Annotated in this window: 17 protein-coding genes and 2 pseudogenes; 9 read left to right on the top strand and 10 right to left on the bottom strand. The window is 68.2% G+C overall.

Features of this window, described 5'->3' with window-relative positions:
* Positions 1-73: 73 nt before the first annotated feature.
* Positions 74-1,069, bottom strand: a complete 996-nt coding sequence (locus tag NC7_RS02450; protein WP_067978195.1) for an acrylyl-CoA reductase family protein — start codon at positions 1,067-1,069, stop codon at positions 74-76.
* Positions 1,070-1,180: 111 nt separating this feature from the next.
* On the bottom strand, positions 1,181-2,254 hold the full coding sequence (locus tag NC7_RS02445; protein ID WP_067978193.1) for a DNA polymerase IV: 1,074 nt from the start codon (positions 2,252-2,254) through the stop codon (positions 1,181-1,183).
* Between the two features lie 78 nt (positions 2,255-2,332).
* Between NC7_RS02445 and NC7_RS02440 the strand changes: the two genes are divergently transcribed.
* The 4 genes and pseudogenes from NC7_RS02440 to NC7_RS02425 all read left to right on the top strand — a co-directional run bounded on the left by NC7_RS02440 (position 2,333) and on the right by NC7_RS02425 (position 4,077).
* A complete protein-coding gene (locus tag NC7_RS02440; RefSeq protein ID WP_067978192.1) occupies positions 2,333-2,896 on the top strand; it encodes a TetR/AcrR family transcriptional regulator in 564 nt (187 codons plus the stop codon).
* Between the two features lie 36 nt (positions 2,897-2,932).
* Positions 2,933-3,361 (top strand): annotated as a pseudogene (locus NC7_RS02435) (PaaI family thioesterase); the annotation flags it as partial.
* Positions 3,362-3,535: 174 nt separating this feature from the next.
* Complete coding sequence (locus NC7_RS02430) at positions 3,536-3,760, top strand: hypothetical protein (RefSeq protein WP_067978187.1); 225 nt, start codon at positions 3,536-3,538, stop codon at positions 3,758-3,760.
* On the top strand, positions 3,757-4,077 hold the full coding sequence (locus NC7_RS02425) for a type II toxin-antitoxin system PemK/MazF family toxin (protein ID WP_067978186.1): 321 nt from the start codon (positions 3,757-3,759) through the stop codon (positions 4,075-4,077). Before NC7_RS02430 ends, NC7_RS02425 begins: the two co-directional genes overlap by 4 nt.
* 49 nt (positions 4,078-4,126) lie before the next feature.
* Here NC7_RS02425 and lon read toward each other — a convergent pair whose 3' ends face one another.
* From lon to NC7_RS02410, 4 genes are all read right to left on the bottom strand, one after another.
* Positions 4,127-6,607, bottom strand: a complete 2,481-nt coding sequence (gene lon, locus NC7_RS02420) for an endopeptidase La (RefSeq protein WP_067978184.1) — start codon at positions 6,605-6,607, stop codon at positions 4,127-4,129.
* 167 nt (positions 6,608-6,774) lie between these two features.
* Complete coding sequence (pgfA, locus tag NC7_RS02415) at positions 6,775-7,836, bottom strand: cell envelope lipid trafficking protein PgfA (protein WP_067978182.1); 1,062 nt, start codon at positions 7,834-7,836, stop codon at positions 6,775-6,777.
* A complete protein-coding gene (locus NC7_RS28290) occupies positions 7,833-8,003 on the bottom strand; it encodes a DUF2613 domain-containing protein (protein WP_084457843.1) in 171 nt (56 codons plus the stop codon). Before NC7_RS28290 ends, pgfA begins: the two co-directional genes overlap by 4 nt.
* 29 nt (positions 8,004-8,032) lie before the next feature.
* Positions 8,033-8,809 carry an Rv1157c family protein gene (locus NC7_RS02410; RefSeq protein ID WP_067978180.1) on the bottom strand — a complete coding sequence of 259 codons (777 nt, stop codon included), beginning with the start codon at positions 8,807-8,809 and terminating at the stop codon, positions 8,033-8,035.
* Between the two features lie 92 nt (positions 8,810-8,901).
* Here NC7_RS02410 and NC7_RS02405 point away from each other — a divergent pair, with 92 nt between their 5' ends.
* Positions 8,902-9,522 (top strand): TetR/AcrR family transcriptional regulator, encoded by a 621-nt coding sequence (locus NC7_RS02405; RefSeq protein WP_067978178.1) that lies wholly within the window; start codon positions 8,902-8,904, stop codon positions 9,520-9,522.
* Between the two features lie 300 nt (positions 9,523-9,822).
* Here the strand turns inward: NC7_RS02405 and NC7_RS02400 are convergent, their stop codons facing one another.
* Together NC7_RS02400 and NC7_RS02395 are read right to left on the bottom strand one after the other, a co-directional pair.
* Positions 9,823-11,421, bottom strand: a complete 1,599-nt coding sequence (locus NC7_RS02400) for a serine/threonine-protein kinase (protein ID WP_067978176.1) — start codon at positions 11,419-11,421, stop codon at positions 9,823-9,825.
* Between the two features lie 36 nt (positions 11,422-11,457).
* Positions 11,458-14,307 carry an AAA family ATPase gene (locus tag NC7_RS02395; RefSeq protein ID WP_067978174.1) on the bottom strand — a complete coding sequence of 950 codons (2,850 nt, stop codon included), beginning with the start codon at positions 14,305-14,307 and terminating at the stop codon, positions 11,458-11,460.
* 121 nt (positions 14,308-14,428) lie between these two features.
* Here NC7_RS02395 and NC7_RS02390 point away from each other — a divergent pair, with 121 nt between their 5' ends.
* Together NC7_RS02390 and NC7_RS29945 are read left to right on the top strand one after the other, a co-directional pair.
* Positions 14,429-14,764, top strand: a complete 336-nt coding sequence (locus tag NC7_RS02390; protein WP_067978173.1) for a hypothetical protein — start codon at positions 14,429-14,431, stop codon at positions 14,762-14,764.
* Positions 14,761-15,234: pseudogene (locus tag NC7_RS29945) on the top strand (YceI family protein); the annotation flags it as partial. The gene NC7_RS02390 and the pseudogene NC7_RS29945, both read left to right, overlap by 4 nt.
* Positions 15,235-15,258: 24 nt before the next feature.
* On the opposite strand, the gene NC7_RS28860 reads toward NC7_RS29945, so the two are convergent.
* Positions 15,259-16,143, bottom strand: coding sequence for a hypothetical protein (locus tag NC7_RS28860; RefSeq protein WP_067978167.1), 885 nt, complete (start codon positions 16,141-16,143; stop codon positions 15,259-15,261).
* A 3-nt stretch (positions 16,144-16,146) separates the two neighbouring features.
* Positions 16,147-17,013 carry a 3-hydroxyacyl-CoA dehydrogenase family protein gene (locus NC7_RS02370; protein WP_067978166.1) on the bottom strand — a complete coding sequence of 289 codons (867 nt, stop codon included), beginning with the start codon at positions 17,011-17,013 and terminating at the stop codon, positions 16,147-16,149.
* A gap of 203 nt (positions 17,014-17,216) precedes the next feature.
* Here NC7_RS02370 and NC7_RS02365 point away from each other — a divergent pair, with 203 nt between their 5' ends.
* Positions 17,217-18,572 carry a DUF445 domain-containing protein gene (locus tag NC7_RS02365; protein WP_067978164.1) on the top strand — a complete coding sequence of 452 codons (1,356 nt, stop codon included), beginning with the start codon at positions 17,217-17,219 and terminating at the stop codon, positions 18,570-18,572.
* A gap of 101 nt (positions 18,573-18,673) precedes the next feature.
* Positions 18,674-19,465: a TIGR03084 family metal-binding protein gene (locus tag NC7_RS02360; RefSeq protein WP_067978162.1), complete on the top strand. Its 792-nt coding sequence runs from the start codon at positions 18,674-18,676 to the stop codon at positions 19,463-19,465.
* Positions 19,466-19,761: the final 296 nt, after the last annotated feature.

Here is a 19,761-nt window from a genome sequence, read left to right as displayed (position 1 = left end):
AACAAACACAGCCCAATACCTTTCTGGTGCACAAAACACCGAGGTGGTTCCGTACGGCCCGCCCACGACCACCTCAGAACTCGTTGGCCACCCCAATAACCGTGCGCCCGGAGTGGCTGCCGTCCATGATCGACTGAAGAACCGCATTCACCTCCGCGATCGGAGCAAAAGACTCGATCGCCGAAAGATGCTGCGGGCGAAGCTCCTTGCCGAGCGCAGTCCAAAGGTCCCGACGCTTCTCGATAGGCAGGAACACCGAGTCGATCCCCAGCAGACTCACCCCGCGCAGGATGAACGGCAGCACCGTGGCGGGCAGATCGGAACCGCCCGTGAGACCGCTGGCCGCCACCGCACCGCCGTAACCGATGGAGCTGAGGACGAACGCCAACGACGACCCGCCGACGCTGTCGACCGCCGCGGCCCAGTTCGCCTTGTTCAGCGGGCGCGGCTTGGCCTCGGGGTCGAGGGGGAGTCGTCCGATCACCTCGTTGGCGCCGAGTTCGGCGAGCAGGTCGCCCGCGTCGGTCTTGCCGGTGGAGGCGATCACCTCGAACCCGAGACCGGACAGGATGTCGATGGCGACGGTGCCGACGCCGCCGGTGGCGCCGGTGACCAGGACCGCGCCGTCGTCGGGGGTGAGGCCGTGGTCGAGCAGGGCCCGCACGCTCATGGCGGCGGTGAAGCCCGCGGTGCCGATGGTCGCGGCGTCGCGGGTGTCGAGGCCGTCGAGTTTCACCACCCATTCGGCAGGCACCCTGGTGTACTCGGCGTAGCCGCCGTTGCGGGAGACGCCGAGGTCGTAGCCGTGCGCGATCACCTGGTCGCCGACGGCGAAGTCGTCGGACTCCGAGGCGGTCACTTCACCGGTGAGGTCGATGCCCGGCACGATCGGGTAGTTGCGGACGACGCCGCCGCGCGGCGTGATCGCCAGGAGGTCTTTGTAGTTCGCACTGGAGTAGTGCACCTTGATCGTCACCTCACCGGTGCCGAGGAAGTCGTCTCCCACCTCCTCGCGAGCGAGCACGATCCCACCATCCGACTCACGAGCAACCATCGCGGAGAAGTTCATGAGCCGAGCATACGAGTCCGCCGCCCGGTGAGCGCCGAATCAAATCCCGGACATTCGATCACCCCGCTCTGATGGCCGCATCGGTCGAGAGGCGCCACCAGAGCGCGGCGATCACTCGTCCAGGGGGAGGAGTTCCAGGCGGACACCGAGGAGGCGGACGGGGCGGTCGAGGTCGAAGCGGTCGATGATTGCCAGGGCGGTGTCGGTGATGGTGCTGACGTCGTCGGTGGGGGAGGGGAGTTTTCGCTGTTTGCTGCGGGTGTAGAAGGTTTTGGTGCGGACGGTGACCGACACCCGGGTGCTGATCCGGTGGTGTTCGCGCATCTCCTCGGCGACTTCGGTCGCGATGCGGGCGACCTCGCGCCGAATCTCCGCCGGGTCGGTCAAGTCGTGCGGGAAAGTCTCGGACTTGCTGCGGCCCACCGGAATTCGCGGAGTAGTTGTCAGTTCGGTGTCGCCCTTGCCGTGGCCGAGGACCCACAGGTACGGGCCGGTATTGGGGCCGAATTCGGCGGCGAGGCGTTGACGGTCGGCGGCCATGAGATCGGCGACGGTGGCGATGTCCAGATCGGCGAGTCGCTTGGCGATGCGGGCGCCGACACCCCAGAGGGCGTCGGTGGGGCGGTGGCCCATGAGTTCGGTCCAGTTGGCGGCGGTGAGTTCGAAGATGCCCGCCGCGGCGCCGGGGCCGTGTTCGGGTTCGGCGGAGGTCTTGCCGGTGGTCTTGGCGAACCCGGTGGCCAGCTTGGCGGTGAGTTTGTTGTCGCCGATACCGACGGCGCAGGTGAGATCGAGTTCGGTGATGGCGCCGCGGATTTCGGCGGCCAGGCGCCACGGATCGCCATCGGTGGCGACGAAGGCCTCGTCCATTCCCCACACCTCGACCGCACCGGCCACCCGGGCGAGGGTGGCCATGATCTCGTCGGAGGCGGCCTCGTAGGTCGCCATGTCGAGCGGCAGGAATACGCCGTCGGGGCACTTGCGCTGCGCGGCACGCAGCGGCATCCCCGCCCGCACGCCGTAGGCCCTGGCCGGATAGGACGCGCAGGTGACGACCTTGCGCGGCTGGGCGGGGTCGCCCTCACCACCGACGATCACGGGTTGTCCGCGCAGCTCGGGGCGGCGCCGGAATTCCACCGCCGCCTGGAACTGGTCGAGATCGACATGCAGGAGCCACCGGGGCACGGTTCCGTTCTATCGCACAACCGCCGCCAGCGGAGCCCAGCTCTTGCGCACGCCGCCCGACAGAACTAAATTCTGTTCATGAAGATCCGAGATCGGTTGCTGCTCGCCGCGGAGCGGCAGTTCGCCGAACACGGTGTCCTCGATGCCACCCTCAATGACATCCGCGCCGCCGCCGAAGCCAGCGTCGGGGCGCTCTACCACCACTTCCCCGACAAGGCCGACCTGTACCGGCAGGTCTGGGTCCACGCCCTCACCGACTACCAACAGCACTTCCACAACGCCGTCGCCGACTGTGCCGACGCGCAGGCCGGTGTCGTCGCTGGCGTGCACGCGCACCTGCACTGGGTCAAGGAAAATCAGTACCGCGCAACCGTTCTCACCGCCGCACGCCCGCCCGGGGTGCGCGAGAGCGAGGGCAATCTGGAGTTCTTCACCTGGATCCGCCGCTGGTGGCGGACCCACGTCGCCTACGGCACGGTGCGCGACCTCGAACTCGACCTCGTGTACGCCCTGTGGCTCGGGGCGGCACAGGAATACAGCCGCCAATGGCTTGGTGGCAATATCCGTACCGCGCCAACCGATGTCGCCCCCGAACTCGCCGCAGCCGCCTGGGCGACCCTGCGAGCCGAGGGCGTCGAATAGTCACCGAGCACCGCCACTCGAAGAACGGAACACCCGATGCCGACCGAAGCCACCTCCCTCGACCTCGACCTGGCCCGGCAGGTACTCGCCGCGCAACCCTTCGCTCGTCTCGTCGGTACCGAGCTGACCGAATTCGGTGACGGCGCAGCCACCTTGGTGATCGAGATCCAGCCGGAACACGGTCAGCAGTTCGGCTTCGTGCACGGTGGCGTGCTCGCCTACGCCGCCGACAACGCGCTCACCTTCGCCGCCGGAACCGTGCTCGGCCCCAACGTCCTCACCGGTGGTTTCACCATCACCTACCTGCGCCCGGCCAAGGGCGAACGGCTGCGCGTGCACGCCACCGTGCTCGGCGCCACCCGCCGCCAGGCCGTCACCCACTGCGACGTCTACGCCGAGACCGAGGGCGAGGAACCGATCCACTGCGCCGTCGCCCAGGGCACGACTCGCCGCGTCGAGAAGGACCTGACCCCGTCGACCGCGGCCGAGGAAGACGCCGAGTTCGCCGACGAAGACGACATCGACGACGACCAGGACGACTACGACACCGACCAACTGACCGTCGTCACGGTCGCACAACTGCCACCGACGGTCGCCCGATAGCCTGCGTGTAACACAAATTGCGATACACTTGGGAGCATGGGCGCGCTGAATGTGAGAACCGACGAAGCGATGGAGAAGGCGTTGAGCACGCTGACCAGCGATGGTCGATCCAGGTCGGAGGCGGTTCGCTACGCACTCCTGCGCGCATACAAAGAACAACTCCTCGAACAGGCGACCGAGGATGCCGAGCGGCTCGAGAACGATCCTGACGACCGTGCCGAAATGCTCGCGATCCAGCGGTTCATGGGCGTCGTGGAGTGATCTTTCGTGGCGCGATATACGAGATCGAGGCGATTCCGGGTACTCGCGGCCACGAACAACGCGGGCCTCGGTACTGCGTAATCATCCAATCCGACCGCTTTCCGTCCAGCACCGTGATCGTGGCGATGACTTCCACCGGCGCGGGGCCCGCGGTCTACCGGCCGGAGATCGAGTTCGACGGGACCAAGACGAGGATCCTGACTGACCAGCTTTTCACCATCGCGCCGGAACGGCTCGGCGAGTTCAAGGGGTCGCTCGAAGGTGCGGAGCTGCGGGACCTCGATCGGGCGCTGATGCTGAAGCTCGGATTGTTCTAGACATGGCGACTGGGCCGTGCGCTGTAGACGCACGGCCCAGTCGGATGGCTCAGGCGCTGACGGCGAAGGTGCCGTCGGCGGCGGGTTCGGCGATCGGTTCGATGGCGTAGGCCAGGATGTCGGCCACGTCCGCGACCGGGCGCACGTCCAGGGCCGCGAGGACCTCGGCGGGCACTTCGTCCAGGTCCGGTTCGTTGCGGGCCGGGATGAAGACCGTCTTCAGACCGGCACGCTGGGCGGCGAGCAGCTTCTGCTTCACCCCGCCGATCGGCAGCACCCGACCGTTGAGGGTGACCTCGCCGGTCATGCCCACATCGGCGCGGACCTGACGATCCAGTGCCAGCGACACCAGGGCGGTGACCATGGTGACACCCGCCGACGGACCGTCCTTGGGGACCGCGCCCGCCGGGAAGTGGATGTGGATGTCGCGGTCGAGGACTTTCGGCTCGATCCCGATCTCCTCCAGGTGCGAACGCACGTAGGTGAGGGCGATCTGCGCCGACTCCTTCATCACGTCACCCAACTGACCGGTGAGGGTGAGCGAACGCTCGCCCTCGGCGGCATTGGCCTCGATGTAGAGGACATCACCACCGGCGCCGGTGACCGCGAGACCCGTCGCCACGCCGGGGACGGCGGTGCGTTCCACCGAATCCGGGGTGAAGCGGGGACGGCCGAGGTAGTCGGTCAAGTTGTCCACATCGATCACCAGGCTCTTCACCTGGTCTGTCGGCTGCGGACCGGTGCTGATGTCGATGACATTGTCGTAACCGAGTTCGGGGTCGTACCCGAGCGTCGCCTCGCCGTCCGTCGCAGCGCTGACCTGCGCCTTGTCCGTGGACGCCGCACTGTTCGGCTTCGTATCACCGGTCACCAGGCGGGTTGCCGCCTTGCGCAGGGCTTTCGCGACCAGACGTTCCATCTGGCGAACCCCGGCCTCCCGGGTGTAGTTCGCCGCGACCTCCCGCAGCGCCGCTTCGGTGATCGAGACCTCCTGCGCCGTCAGCGCATTGCGCTCCAGCTGCCTCGGGACGAGGAAGTCACGCGCGATGGCGACCTTGTCGGCCTCGGTGTAGCCGTCGACGGTGATGAGTTCCATGCGGTCGAGCAGCGGGCCGGGGATGGTGTCCATGACGTTGGCGGTCGCGATGAACAGCACGTTCGACAGGTCGAGGTCCAGGTCGAGGTAGTGATCGCGGAAGGTGTGGTTCTGCGCGGGGTCGAGCACCTCGAGCAGCGCCGCCGCCGGATCGCCACGGAAATCGGAGCCGACCTTGTCGATCTCGTCCAGCAGGACAACAGGATTCAGTGATCCCGCCTCCTTCACCGCGCGCACGATGCGGCCCGGCATGGCACCGACGTAGGTGCGGCGGTGACCACGGATCTCGGCCTCGTCGCGCACACCGCCGAGGGCGACGCGAACGAACTTGCGGCCCAACGCCTTCGCGACCGACTCGCCGAGCGAGGTCTTACCCACACCGGGCGGGCCGACGAGCACCATCACCGCACCCGAGCCACGTCCGCCGACGACCTCGAGACCACGGGACGCGCGGCGCGAACGCACCGCCAGGTACTCGACCATGCGGTCCTTGACCTCGTCGAGGCCGTGGTGGTCGGCGTCGAGAATGGCGCGCGCGCCCGAGATATCGGTGTTGTCTTCGGTTTTCACCGTCCACGGCAAATCGAGGACGGTATCGAGCCAGGTGCGGATCCAGCCCGACTCGGGGCTCTGGTCGCTGGCCCGTTCGAGTCTGCCGACCTCACGCAGCGCCTCGGCGCGGACGTTCTCGGGCAGGTCGGCGTTCTCCACGCGGGTGCGGTAGTCGTCGGCCCCGTCGGGTTCGTCCTCGCCGAGTTCCTTGCGAATCGCGTTGAGCTGCTGGCGGAGCAGGAATTCGCGCTGGCTCTTCTCCATGCCGTCGCGGACTTCTTCGCTGATCTTCTCGGTGACCTCGACCTCGGCGATATGGGCCTTGATCCACTCGATCTGCTTGGTCAACCGCTGCGCGACATCGGGGGTCTCGAGCAGTTCGCGCTTCTGCTCGTTGGACAGGTACGGCGCGTAACCGGCGGTGTCGGAGATGGTTTCGGGGTTGTCGAGCTGGTTGACGATGTCGATGATCTGCCAGGCCTCACGGCGCTGCAGAACGGCGATCACCAGCTTGCGGTATTCGGCGGCGAGCTCGGTCGTCCGGTCGTCGGGCGCGGGCGCCTCGACGGGTTCTGCCTCGACCCACAGCGCGGCACCCGGCCCGGTGACCCCGTGTCCGATCCGCGCCCGGCGCTCGGCCTTGAGCACCGCCGCCGGAGCGCCGCCGCGCATCCGACCGACCTGTTCGATGGTGGCCACCACGCCGTAGGAGGCGTAGCCCTCGTCCAGGCGCGGCGCGACAAGCACGGCACCGGTCTTGCCCGCCTGAGCGGCGTCGATGGCGGCCTGCGCGGACTCGTCCAATTCGATGGGCACGACCATGCCCGGCAGCACGATCGGATCGGTCAGGAACAGCACCGGCAGGTTCTGAGCTGTAGTCATAGCGACCCTTCCAAAAGTTGAGCTTTGCTGACTCAACTACACCGGATCGCACTTTGTTCCGACCGCCACCGCCGTTCACTCACGGCGAACGAAATGCCGAACGCCCCCGGCTCCCGAGGGGTAGGTGGGAGCCGAGGGCGTTCGTGCGTTGATGGTGTTTCGAGGTTCTAGAGGTTGCGCTGGAGCCTTTCGGTCGGGGGGTCGATGGTGGTGCGGCCACGACTGCTCATGACACCGAGGACGATGCCCGCGATGACGCAGATCGCGCCGAGGACGCCGAGGATCAACGGCAGGGTCTTGCCGAACAGGTCGAGCTTGTCGAGGCTCTCCTGGGTGACGCCGAGCTGGGCGTTGATGGTCTCCTCGTCGAAGACCAGGTGCGCCTTGAGCGCGGTGACGTCGACCTTGTCGGCGCTGCGGCCGTAGTACAGGTGGATGGACTCGCCGCCCTTGAGAACCGCGCCGGTCCTCGGCTCCACCCACACGTCGCGGGTGTTGGTGTAGTAGCGGGTCATGGTGACCGGCTCCTCACCCTCGAGGCCCCACTTGGCGGCGGGCAGGGTGAGCTTGTTGGTGGCGGCCGGGACGACGTCCCACATGTTCGTCACCGGGATGGTCTGGCGGAAGTGGTACACCGGCACACCACTGACCTCGGTCTCCTCGACGAAGTCGATGTCGTAGGTGGCGCGGGCGTTGAGATCGAAGTACGGGTACGACTTCTTCTCGGTGCCGATCGGGAACCGGTACTGCAGACCGCGTCGCTGCGACGGATCGGCCACCGAGGCGCCCGACTTGTCGACGTTGACGGCGATGGAACCGTTGGGCGACACCGGGATCGGCTCGCCGGTCCGGCGGTCGATGGTGACCCGGTCGACCGAGGCGGTGAGCAGGCCGGTGTCACCGTCACGGTCGTCACGACGCAGGGTCTGACCCGCTTGCACGGTCATCTCGTCGGCGTCCGACGGCTCCTCGACGGTGAGGAAACGCTGCGACACGATCGGCACTCCTGTGTCGATCTTGGCCGAGCCCTCCGGCGAGGTGAGCGACTTCGCGTCGAGCACGAGTGCCTCTTCGCCGGGCACGCTCTTGGCGATGGTGGTGATCCGCAGGTCCAGGGGCGTCTTGGCCACCTTGCCGACGGCGTAGGTGGGGATCATGGCGGCGCACGCGAGTAGCAGCGCGCCGAGACCGACGAGGATGCAGGCGATGATCCTGCGCACGTTGCTCATCGGCTGCCGTACGTGACGTTGCCGAGCAGCGACGAACCCGGGTCACCGGTGGTTTCCGGCTCGGGAATCGAATTCTGTTGCGCGCCAGCGGTGATGCCGAACACGGCAATCACCCCGAGGATCGCGCCGGCCAGCCCGCTGATCAGGCCGGGGACGGCAAACTTCATAGAACGAACTCCAATTGCGTTGTGCCGGTTCAGGCGACGGAGAAGAACCCGATGGTCGGGGCGAACGAGCAGGTCCGGTTACCGTCGGCGGTGGCGGTGGTCAGCGAGCCGGTGACGACCGCGACCACCCGGCCCGCACCGGTGTCGGCGATGGCCGACAGGGTGGCGGGGCCGTCGGGGTTGATGCCCGCCGCGTTGGTGAGCACCTGGGTGCCGGTGCGGCGGTTGTCCAGGTTCACCCACTGCACGGTCATCGGCGGGGTCTGCTCGGCGGTCGGGGTCTTGGTGCCGAGCGCGGTGAACACGAAGCCGGTCTGGCCCGCACCCGGTCCGGGCGGGGGCAGTTCGGCCGGGCCCGGGACCGCGAGGGCGGTACCGACCGAGTCGGAGGTGGGCCCGATGCAACCCTTGCCGATGGTCGGGTACAGGAACTGCGCGATGCGCGGACCGTCGGCGGGCGGCAGTTCGGGGCCGCCACCGCCGCTGCCGTCGAGGAACTTGATGATCCGCTCGAGGGTCGACTTGACCTGCGCGGGGATGCCCGGGGTCGCCAGGAGCAGACGCGCCTGGGCCAGGATCGCGGCCTGTCCGCCGTCGGCGATGAGGCCGGGGCCGGAGATGGCGCCTACGATCGTCGGTGCCAGCGCTGCCAGCGTCTCGGAGGGCACGTTCTCCGCGATCGCGGGAACACTCTGCTGCGCCGCGGGCTGCGGCGCTGCCAGGGTTGGCGTGGGCGCCACGAGTACAGCACTCGCCGCTAGTACGAAAGCAGACACTGCGGTCCGCGATCCTCGGGTGCTCAGCACTGGTCGGCCGTCCTTCGTTCGGTGGATAGATGAAGCGACCCGGAATTCACAGGAATGTCTGTGTTATCCCGAGTTTCAGATACTTTGGAGAGGTGACTACAGCGGACAGACGGTATGGGGGTCGTACGGTCGTCGCGCGTAAAGCCGAGCGGCGACAGCGATTCCTGGAAGCAGCGACGCGAATCTTCGCCGAACGCGGGTACGCCACGTGCTCGCTGGCCGAGGTGTGCGCGGCCGCCGGACTGTCCAAGCGGCAGTTCTACGAGGAGTTCGAAACCCGCGAAGACGTGCTGGTCGCGGCCTACGACCGCATCCAGGACGACGCCGCCGCAGCGGTCGCCGCCGCGCTGGCCGAACTCACCACACCGACCGATCCCAAGCTCGCGCTGCACGCGGGCTTCGGGGCGTACCTCGAATCGCTCGGCTCCGATCCCTACCGGGCCCAGGTGGCGCTCATCGAGGTGGTCGGGGTGAGCGACCGGATGGAGAACCATCGCCGATCGCGCCGCCACGCCTGGTCGGTGCTGATCGGGTCGGCGCTGGTCGATATCGGTGTCCGCCTGCGTGGCGACGCCGAACTCACCACCGCCCTGCTCACCGGGGCGGTGACGGGAGTGGCGCACGAATGGCTGTTGCGTGAATCGCGACCGCCGGTCGGTGAGCTGGTCGACCTGCTCACCGGTGCCGCGTTGGCACTTGTCGATTTCGATTGATTCGCGCGCAGCCGACGAGAGGGTGGCAATTACCCGCGCCTGCCGCCTACTCAATCGACTCCCTTTCCGGACATTGTGAGACCGAACGGCTTCACAGTGTGGGCAGGAGTCTGGCACAGGAGTGACTCAGGTCGCAACGCCAGAATTTCTGAGACGGGTATCACCTGTGCTTTTGTAGATTGTCACTATCGTGATATCGGCCGCTCAAGGAGCTCCGACAGGGCCTCAGGTTACTGGTCAGTCGACCGATTCGTGGTCTCTTCGGCGGACTTACCGCCCCGGGACAGCAACCTGTTCCACTTACTCTTTGTGAAGCGTGCCCGCGATCGAACCGCCCCACACGCCGGGCGTGCTGTAGCGCAAGGTGCCGTCCGATTGACGGGTGACCGTCGAGACGTTGCCGTCGTCGACGCAGTCGCCGTGGGTGTCGCCGGTGAGGCGGGCACGGAAGACGAGACGGTTCTCGGTCGCCTCGGTGAGCGTCTCGGCCCGTTCACAGCGCGACTGCGAGATCTGGCCGGTATTCGAGGCCGTGGCCAGCTCTCGACCCACCTCACCCGGGCCGATGGTCAAGACGATGTCGAAGGTGACCAGTCCGTCGGCGGCCTGGCCGGACCAGGTGCCGAGGAAGGAATCCGGGACGCTCGAGACCGGCCGGGCGCTGGTCTCGGTACCGGTGGGCGGCGTGCCAGGAACGGTCGGCGTTCCCGACTGGGCGCCGATGCGGATGCCGATCAGCGAGGCCATCACGGCGGCGGTCACGGCGGTGACGCAGACCGCCGCGATCAGCAGCGCGCGGGTTCGGGTGCGGCGCGGGGCCTCGCCGGGTGATGGGGGGTGGACGCGCGGTGGTGACGCGTAGTTGCCTGGCGGTGGAGTGTGGCCCCCCTGTGTCGTTCTCGGTGTGAACGGCGGAGCAGTGGCCTGGGGACGGCCGGACGCGGTGCTGCCCGCGAGCGCGGTCGGGTCGGTGCGATGGCTCGGGGAAGCGACCATCGGGTGGACGCCGGGGTCGGTGTCGAGGTCGAGCAGGCGTACCGCGCGCATGCTCACGTCGTGCAGGACCGGCGGCGGAAGCCAGCCCGCGCTGTCCGGTGCGCCGATCTTCGCCAGCTCCGTCAGCACCTGTTCCGGGGTGGGGCGGGCGGCGGGATACTTGGCCAGGCACGCTCGGACGAGCGGGCGGAAGCTGAGGGGGACGGCGTCCAGCGTCGGTTCCGCGTAGACGATGCGGTAGAGCAGTTGCACGAATTCGGTGGTACCGAAGGGGCCGTGCCCGGACGCGGCGAAGGTGAGGACGCCACCGAGGGCGAAGACATCGCAGGCGGGGCCGAGCGGTTCGCCGGTGATCTGTTCGGGGCACATGAAACCCGGTGAGCCGACGACTCGTCCGGTGGTCGTGAACGCGGTGTCCTCCTCGGCGCGGGCGATGCCGAAGTCGATCACCTTGGGTCCGTCGACGGCGAGCAGTACATTCGACGGCTTCAGGTCACGATGCACGATGCCGACCGAATGCACCGCGACCAGCGCCTGAGCCAAGCCGTGACCCAAGGCGAGCAGGGCGGACTCGGGAAAGGGACCGTACTCGGCGACCGCGTCCGACAGCGATATCCCGGCCACGTACCCCGTCGCCAGCCACGGCGGATCGGCGTCGACATCCGCGTCGAGAACGGGTGCGGTGAAGGTGCCACCGACGCGACGAGCGGCCGCGACCTCCCGGCGGAACCTGGCCCGCAGCTCCGGATCACCGAGCAGATCCGGCCGGATCACCTTCACCGCCACCGTGCGACCACCCGAATTACGGCCGAGGTAGACCTTGCCCATCCCACCGGCGCCGAGGACACCGAGTAGCCGGTAGTCCCCGATCCGGCGCGGGTCGTCGGCGTTCAACGGCTGCATGACGTGGGATCCCCTTCGAACGACTACCCGGCGAGATTATCCGGATCGCGGGCGGTCGGCGGCGCGGCGAGCGATCTCGGTGCGGTTGGTGACGCCGAGTTTGGCGAGGATGTGACGCACGTGCGTCTCGACCGTCCGCTCGGAAAGCACCAGGCGACCAGCGATCTCCCGATTGGTCGCTCCCGCCGCGACGAGTTCGTGCACTTCCCGCTCGCGGGCGGTCAGCGGATCGGCGGTACGGGCGGCGGCGGTGATCTCGGCGAGCAGGTCGTCGGCTTGCCGGAGACGGTGAACCATACGGAGACGGCGGAATCCGGCGGCGGCTCGCACCGCGGCGGCGCGAGCGGCGGAGAGGTCGGTGTCGCGCTCGGCACTCGGGACGAGGACGCGGGCAGATGGTCGGGTGCCACGGCGCAGGTGGGTGCGGGCGAGACCGAGGTGACCGAGGGCGATGAAGGGGTGGGCGCCGATCGCGGTATCCATGGTGAGGCCGAGGTGGTAGAGGTCGACGGCGGCGTCGAGGTGACCGGCCACGCGGGCGTTGTCGGCGCGGACGCGGGCCAGGGATCCCACGCAGATCAGGGCGCCCGTGCCGTCGGCGGAGTAGTTGTGCTCGCGCCCCGCCAGGACGCGGTAGACCCGGTCGGCGGCGTCGGCATCGTCGAGCAGTTCGGCCACGAGCCCCACCGAGTACACGGTTCCGCTCCAGCGTGGGCCGACCTCGAGCGTGTCGGGAAGCGAGCGAAAGGGTTCGAACAGGGCTCTGGCCTGGTCGAGATCACCGGCCAAGGCACGCATCATGGGGGAGAACAGCTGGGCGATGGGGATTTTCGGGGCGAAGGCAAGGGCGGCGACGGCTTCGTTCATGGCGTCGCGGTCGACATGGCCGACGATCACCGCGTGCATTCCGCGGAAGGCGTGGTGCAGCCCGGCCAGGGAGTAGTCACCGATACCGATGGCCAATTCGTGTGCGGCCGCGTCGAATTCGATGGCAGCGTCGAGTTCGCCGACGAGAGCCGCGCGGGTGGCACGCAATCGCAGCAGGTGCCAGCGGGCCAGCGGCAGCTTGCGGCGGTCTGCGAGGAGTTCGATGTGGTCGAGGGCATTGTCGAAGGCGGGAAGGTCGCCGCGTTGCAGCGCGGCGTCGGCTGTCCACACGTATCCCCAGAGCTGGGCCAGTGGCTGTTCGGCGTCGACGGCGATCTCGATGGCCCGGGCAGCCAATACCGTTCTCTCGTCGAGGTATTCGGTTGTCGCGAGTGAGAGGTGACGGGCATGGATGACGTCGAGCGCGACATCCGGATCGGTGGAGCCCTCGGCCGCACGCATCGCCTGCTCCGACAGCCGCCTGGCCTCGGCACCCGCACCACGATCAGCAGCGGACAGGGCACGCTGGGCGAGAACGCGGGCGATCAAGTCGGCGTGTCCGGCCGGATCCAATCGCTGTAAGGCTCGGCCGCACAGGGCATCCAACTGTGTCATGACACTCGGTGTGGTGACGCCGTGGACGACGAGACCGGCTTCGGCGAGCAGATCGGGGCGGTCCGCCTGCTCGGCGAGGTCGCTCGCCCGCACGCAGTGCGCGAGACTGTCGGCGATCCGTCCGGCCGCGAACTCGTCGCGCGCGAGGTCGATCAGCAGCTCGGTCCGCTCCTGGGCAGCCGAACCCGCCGCGTCGATGGCCCACTCCCCGAACCGGATCGCCTCCGCGTACGCCGCCGCTGCCCGAGCCGACCGCGCCGCCACTCTCGACCAGTACAGACACGACGAGGACTCCGCACACGCACTCGCCTGCCGCCAATGCGTCGCGATCAGTCCCGCCAGCCCCGCCCCTCGGTGCTCGGCCAGCGTGACCGCCGCCGCTCGATGCAGCGCCGCCCGCCGCGACGGCGCGAGATCGGCATATACCGCGTCGCGAATCAAGGCATGGGCGAACCCGGTGGCGCCCTCGGCGAACCGACGCACGATTCCAGCCGTCGTCGCCGCGTCGAGGGCCGCCGTCACGTGGTCTGTCGACGAGTTCTCCGGCGACTCAACGCGGCTCGACTCGTACACGCGGACAAGGAGATCCACGTCGATGCGTTCACCGAGGACGCTCGCGGTGCCGAGGATGTCGATCTGTTCGGGGGAGAGGTGGTCGAGGCGGGTGAGGACGAGGCGGCGGAAGCCGGGGACCTCGACCAGCGGGTCGCCGGAGCTGGCGGGGTCGGAGTCGATGACCAGGCGGACCAGGAGGGGGTTTCCGTCGGTGCGGGCGTGGACGCGGGGAGCGTATTCCGCTGGGAGGTGGTGACATTCGAGCCAGTAGCGCACCTCCGGCTCGGAAAGGGCTGGGACGGAGAGGAAGTGGGCGTGCGGAAGGCGTAGCCAGTCGGGCTGGACGGCGAGGAGGTTGTCGCCCTCGGGTTCGCGGGCGGTCGCGACGATGAGCAGTCCGGCGTGCTCGGTCTGGGCGGCGACGTGGCCGAGCAGGGCGAGCGAGGAGGGGTCGGCCCAGTGCAGGTCCTCGAGGATCAGCAGCAGACCGGGGCCCGTGGCGGCCGCGGTGAGGGCGTCGGCGACCTCGGTGAACATCCGGAACCGGCGTTCGGCCGCCGCGCCGGGTTCGGTGACCGTGTCGAGCGCGGCGGACAGGCCGGGCACGGTACGGGCCGCGCGCCGCCACGGCCACAGCGGCGGCATGCCCGCGTCGTCGACGGCGTTGCCGCGCGCCACCGGCATATTTGCCTCGGCGGCGAGCTCGGCGGCGCGGTCGGCCAGCCACGACTTGCCGATCCCGGCGGGCCCGCTCACCAGCACGAATCGACCCGCACCGGACTGCGCGGCGAGTACCGCGGCGCGCAGCCGGGCGATCTCCTGGTGCCGCCCGACGACCGGAGTGTGCATCGTCCCAGTATCCGCGCATCGGGCGAACTTCAGTACTGCCGATGCGTACCAGCACTGATCCGCGAACCCGCGCACGCGGCGATCCTGAAAGCACCACGTTCTCGCAGGTCAGGAGCCCATCATGTACGCACACCTCGTCTGGTTCGACCGTCCGCGCGGCGCCGCCGAACTGGCGGCCGCCGACTTCGCCGCCACCCACCGCATCCAGCCCGCCGTGGCCACCGTGCCCGGCCTGCTCGACTACTACGAACTGCGCCGCGACGACGGGTCGGGCCTGGTGATCGGCATCGCCGATACCGAGGCCGCCATCCACGCCGTACGCGCGGCCATCCTCGCGACCGAACTCCTGCCGGGCGAGGACCCGGCCCTGCTGCCCGGCCCCGACCGGGTGGAGATCTACCCGGTCCACATGCACCGCGACCGGGCGACCATCTACGCCGAAGGAGCACGGTCGTGAACCCGATCCTGACGGCCACCGACTGGGTGGCCGACACCGAACACTGCACCGCCGCATTCCGGGTCGGCCATATCGGGGGCCACGTCCACGGCGCCGCGCCGGTCCTGGCAGGCCTGCTCACGCTGACACCCGACGGTCGACCGATCACCGCGGCCGGGGTCGTCGACCTCGCCGCGATCGACACCGGCAACCCCCGGCGCGACCGTGACCTGCGCAAACCCCGCCTGCTCGACCTGGACGGTCATCCCAGGACGACTTTCACCGCCGAGGACATCACCGCCGACGGCCCTCGGTGGCGCGTCGCCGGGGTCGCCGCGGTGCGCGGCCGGGCCGTGCCGCTGATCTTCACCGTCGACACGTTCGACATCACCGACACGGCCGTCACCGTCACCGCCTCGGCCGTCCTCGACCGCACCGCGTTCGGGCTGCGAGCGCCGTCGCTGCTGATCGGGCGGTGGGTCGACATCACCGTCCGGGTGGTGCTGCGCCCGGCGCTACAGGTCGGCCAGGGCGAGACCGGTGAGCGGGTTGCCGATACGGACCAGTTCGGTGTCGGTGCCCGCGCCCAGGTCGACCAGGCGGATCGAACCGCCCAGGTCGCTCACATAGAAATGGGCGTCGAACCCGGTCAGGCCGATGGCCTCTCGGTACCCGCGTGACAGCACCGTCGGGCTACCGACCTCGGGTTGGACGAGAGCCTCGTTGAGGGTGTTGCCGTCGGGTTCGGCGCCGCGATCGGTCCACATCAGGGTGTGGCCGCGCAGTTCCAGGTCGATCGGCTCCGGCAGTCCATCCCAGAGCAGCTCGATATCGGTGCGCGCGGCCGGATCCGTCCCCACGGGCAGGTCGAGAGGGGCGCGGAAGATGCGGCCCTCACCGGCCTTGGGCGCGCCCTTCTGCGTCCAGTAGAGGAGGCGGCGATCGGTGTCGAGGCAGACACCGACACACCAATTGGTCTGCTGCTGTGGGTCGGTGCCGGTGACGACGAGCGGGCGCAGATCGTCGCCGGTCAGATCGCAGGAGAGCACCGCCATTCCCTCGCGATCACACCAATACAACCGGCCCGCCTCGAAATCGGCGGTGAGTTGCTTACCGGTGGTGAACGAACCCGGCGGCAGGATCGTCGTCCGGTTGCCGCCGTCGAGGTCGACACGCTCGAGTGATCCGGTGCGGGCGTAGAAGTCCGGCTCGATCCCCGGCCGTCCGCCCGGATCGGGACGGCCCATGTTGGTCCAGTAGATGTGGCCGCGCACCCGGTCGACGACGATGCCGTCGGGCATCTGATCGAGCCCGCTCACCAGGGTGCGCACGTTGCTCCCGTCGAGGGAGACGGCGAGCATCGCCCGATCCGCGAGATCGAGGGCGAGCAGCTCGGTCATCGCTCAGCCCTGCTTCGGGTAGTCGTCGTAGAAGCCCTCGCCGGATTTCACGCCGAGCTTGCCCGCGTCGACGTACTTGCGCAGCACCGAGATCGGGCCTTTCGGCAGATTCGGGTTCTCCTTCTGATAATACTCCTCGATATCGAGCACCACATCCAGGCCGACCTGATCCATCATCCGGAAGGGCCCGGCCTTGGTCCCGAAATTCAGGACGAACATCTGATCGATGTCCTCGGGCACCGACACGCCCTCGGCGACCACCTCCAGTGCTTCTCGCTTTATCGCGGCCCAGATGCGATTGAAGATGAATCCGGTGCTCTCCTTGCGACACAGGAACGGGTGCAGACCGTATTCGGGGAAGGTGCGCAGGACATAGTCGAGCACCTCCTGGGAGGTGTGCCCGTCCGACATCACATCGAGCGCGGTCGACGCGGGCGGCATGTAGAAATGCGTGTTCAGCATCCGGTCGCGGGTGTCGCAGTCCTCGGTGAACAACCGACTGGCATACGACGACGAGTTCGAGGCGACGATCGCGTCGGCGTCGGCCTGCGTGTCGAGTTGGCCGAAGACCTTCTTCTTCAGGTCGAGGATCTCGGGCACCGCCTCGACGACCAACCAGGCCCCGCGCACCGCGCTCGCCTGGTCCTGGATGTACTCGACGGTTCCCGGCGAGCCGTCGCGCACCGAGGCCGCGACGGCGGGCAATTGCTCACGGACGTAGTCAACGGCGGCCGCACCGGCCTGCGCCGTCGGGTCGACGATGTGGACCGTGCCACCGCGGGTGGCGAACATCAGCGCGATCCGCCTGCCGAGCGTGCCCGCGCCGATCACGGCGACCGGACGATTCAGATGATCCTGCGGAACACTCACGGTGACTCCCTCTACACAGATGGTGGGAAGAACTCGTCGTCAAGCGCGGGCCAAGCCTATCGCCACGGGGATGCCGAATGGTTGCCGGGCCGCTCGGTACGGGTGTCCGGTTCGTTGACACCCCGTCATGACCGGTCAAAATGTGATTGCCTTATCCTCACGTTCTTCACGAAATTCGCGCGTCTGCTCTAGGGGGCTCCTCGATGACCACACTGGCCTCCGGACTCTTCATCGATTGGGAAGAGCTCACCGGCCAGTCGAAATTCGTCGTCGATCTCGTGAGCTTCCCGATCTTCAGCGCCCTGGCCGGGTGGCTCACCAACTGGACCGGTGTGCTGATGCTGTTCTGGCCACTGCATTTCCAGGGCTTCCGGGTGCCGATGCTGCACATCCTCTACCCGTATCTGCCCCGTCGGGTGCAGGTGCTTCCGACGTTCTCGGGTGACGGGCGCAGGCTCGGTTTCCAAGGCTTCATTCCCGCGCGCTCGGAGAAGATGGCGAGCATCTGCGTGGACAAGGCGCTGATGCGCATCGGCAGCCCGCGCGACTTCATCCACGAACTCGACCTCGACGGCATCGGCGACTACCTGGCCGAACGCGCCCGTCCGCAGGTGCAGTCGATCGTCGACGAGATCATGTACCGGGAGAACCCCGACCTGTGGCGCTCGCTGCCACGGCAGATGAAGCAGGCGGTCTACCAGCGGGTGGACCGGCAGCTGCCGACGCTGTCGCGGCGCGCGTTCGAAAGCCTCGGCGACAACATCGACCAGCTGCTCGATGTGAAGAACTTCGTGATCCGGTACCTGGAGAAGAACCCGCAGATCCTCAAGGACCTGACCACGACCATCGCGGCACCCGAGCTGAAATTCATGGCCCGGATCGGTCTGCTCGGCGCGCCCTTCGGCCTGATTCTCGCGCTGTACCTGCACGTGCACTCCCAGATTCCGTACTGGGGTGCGATCCCGGCCTGGGTGATCGTGCTGTTCGCCTCGGCGATGATCGGCGTGACGGTGAACGTGATCGCCATCAAGATGGTGTTCGAGCCGGGCGACCCGCAGCCGCGCTACAAGTACCTGTGGCGCCAGGCGTTGCTGGCCAAGCGCCAGCCGCAGGCCGCGACCGATTTGGCCCACATCCTGGCCTACCAGGTACTCACGGTGGAGAACCTGTCCAACGAGTTGCTCGAGGGACCCAACGGGGACAAGACCCGCCAGCTCATCGAGCGGGTGGTGTCGGAGGAGATCCACCGGCAGCTCGGGCCGACCGCGTTCATGGTGCGCGCGGCGATGGGCAAGAAGCAGTTCGAGAACCTCGCCGTCTCCGGTGCCGGGGCCGGGCTGAGCATGGCGCCCGGCATGGTCGAGGACGAGCAGTTCGTGCGCGAGCAGGCCAAGAAGATCGATGATTTCGCCGCCCGCAAGCTGCGCACGCTCACACCGGGCGAGTTCATGGAGATGTTCTACGCATCCGTGGAGCAGGACGCCTGGTTGCTGTATCTGCACGGCGGGGCGCTCGGCATCGCGGTCGGCGCGATTCACCTGCTCATCTTCGGCTGGTAGCAATAACAAGCACGCGTGCTTGCATTTTTCGGGTGACGCTGCGATTCTGGTGACGACGGCGCACCCGACCGGTGGCGCGACGCTTCGCCCCAAGGAACCACATGGCTGACCTCGCAGCGCTGCTCGACGACTTCGCCGCCGAATGCGCCGACCTCGAGCAACTCGTCGCCCCGCTCGCCCCCGCGCAGTGGCAGACCGCCACCCCCGCCCCCGGCTGGGACATCGCCACCCAGATCGCCCACCTGACCTGGACCGATGAGGTGTCCGTCCTGGCCGCCACCGACAACGCGGCGTTCACCGCGCTACTCACCGAGGCCGCGGCGAAGATGTTCACCTTCGTCGACGAGGCCGCCGAGGAATTGGCCGAGACGCCACCCGCCGAGCTGCTGACCCGCTGGCGAGCGGGCCGCGAACAGCTCATCGCCGCCTTGGCCGCCGTCCCCCCCGGTACCAAACTGCCGTGGTTCGGCCCGCCCATGAGCGCCGCCTCGATGATCTCGGCCCGCATCATGGAAACCTGGGCACACGGCCAAGACGTCGCCGACGCCCTCGGCGTCACCCGCACCCCCACCGCCCGCCTGCGCACCGTCGCCCACATCAGCGTGCGCACCAGGAACTTCGCCTACACAGTCCACGGCGAATCCGGCCCGACCGAGGAGTTCCGCGTAGAACTCACCGCCCCCGACGGCACCCTCTGGACCTGGGGCCCCGAAGACGCGAAACAAAAAGTAGCGGGCCCCGCCCTCGACTTCTGCCTCGTGACCACCCAGCGCCGCCACCGCGAAGACACCACCCTCACCACCGAGGGCCCCGACGCCGACCACTGGCTCACCATCGCCCAAGCCTTCGCCGGTCCCCCCGGCCAGGGCCGAGAGCCCAACCAGTTCAGCTGACCATCACGACCGTCCGAATGCTGTCGCGGCGTCCGCGTCCGAGACCCGCCACCCACACTTCCCGGCCACGCAGCATCACTCGAGCCCTCCGTGACCGCGCTTCTTGCCGCGCGGCACCACCCGAGTCCACCGCCTGCCGCGCTCCCAGCCGCGCGGCACCACCCGAGTCCACCGCCTACCGCGCTCCCAGCCGCGCGGCACCACCCGAGTCCACCGCCTACCGCGCTCCCAGCCGCGCGGCACCACCCGAGTCCACCGCCTACCGCGCTCCCAGCCGCGCGGCACCACTCAAGTCC

Source organism: Nocardia caishijiensis NBRC 108228, assembly GCF_001612825.1.
Taxonomy (GTDB): Bacteria; Actinomycetota; Actinomycetes; order Mycobacteriales; family Mycobacteriaceae; genus Nocardia; species Nocardia caishijiensis.
Note: the sequence above shows the minus strand (reverse complement) of the source record. Positions and strands in the feature narration are given on the sequence as shown.

What these genes read in the sequence shown, in the direction of transcription:
- NC7_RS02430 (WP_067978187.1), top strand. Translation starts at nt 3,536, where the DNA reads ATGGGCGCGCTGAATGTGAGAACCGACGAAGCGATGGAGAAGGCGTTG.
- NC7_RS02365 (WP_067978164.1), top strand. Translation starts at nt 17,217, where the DNA reads ATGACCACACTGGCCTCCGGACTCTTCATCGATTGGGAAGAGCTCACC.
- NC7_RS28290 (WP_084457843.1), bottom strand. Translation starts at nt 8,003, where the DNA reads ATGAAGTTTGCCGTCCCCGGCCTGATCAGCGGGCTGGCCGGCGCGATC.
- NC7_RS02450 (WP_067978195.1), bottom strand. Translation starts at nt 1,069, where the DNA reads ATGAACTTCTCCGCGATGGTTGCTCGTGAGTCGGATGGTGGGATCGTG.
- lon (WP_067978184.1), bottom strand. Translation starts at nt 6,607, where the DNA reads ATGACTACAGCTCAGAACCTGCCGGTGCTGTTCCTGACCGATCCGATC.
- NC7_RS02390 (WP_067978173.1), top strand. Translation starts at nt 14,429, where the DNA reads ATGTACGCACACCTCGTCTGGTTCGACCGTCCGCGCGGCGCCGCCGAA.
- NC7_RS28860 (WP_067978167.1), bottom strand. Translation starts at nt 16,143, where the DNA reads ATGACCGAGCTGCTCGCCCTCGATCTCGCGGATCGGGCGATGCTCGCC.
- NC7_RS02440 (WP_067978192.1), top strand. Translation starts at nt 2,333, where the DNA reads ATGAAGATCCGAGATCGGTTGCTGCTCGCCGCGGAGCGGCAGTTCGCC.
- NC7_RS02400 (WP_067978176.1), bottom strand. Translation starts at nt 11,421, where the DNA reads ATGCAGCCGTTGAACGCCGACGACCCGCGCCGGATCGGGGACTACCGG.
- NC7_RS02395 (WP_067978174.1), bottom strand. Translation starts at nt 14,307, where the DNA reads ATGCACACTCCGGTCGTCGGGCGGCACCAGGAGATCGCCCGGCTGCGC.
- pgfA (WP_067978182.1), bottom strand. Translation starts at nt 7,836, where the DNA reads ATGAGCAACGTGCGCAGGATCATCGCCTGCATCCTCGTCGGTCTCGGC.
- NC7_RS02360 (WP_067978162.1), top strand. Translation starts at nt 18,674, where the DNA reads ATGGCTGACCTCGCAGCGCTGCTCGACGACTTCGCCGCCGAATGCGCC.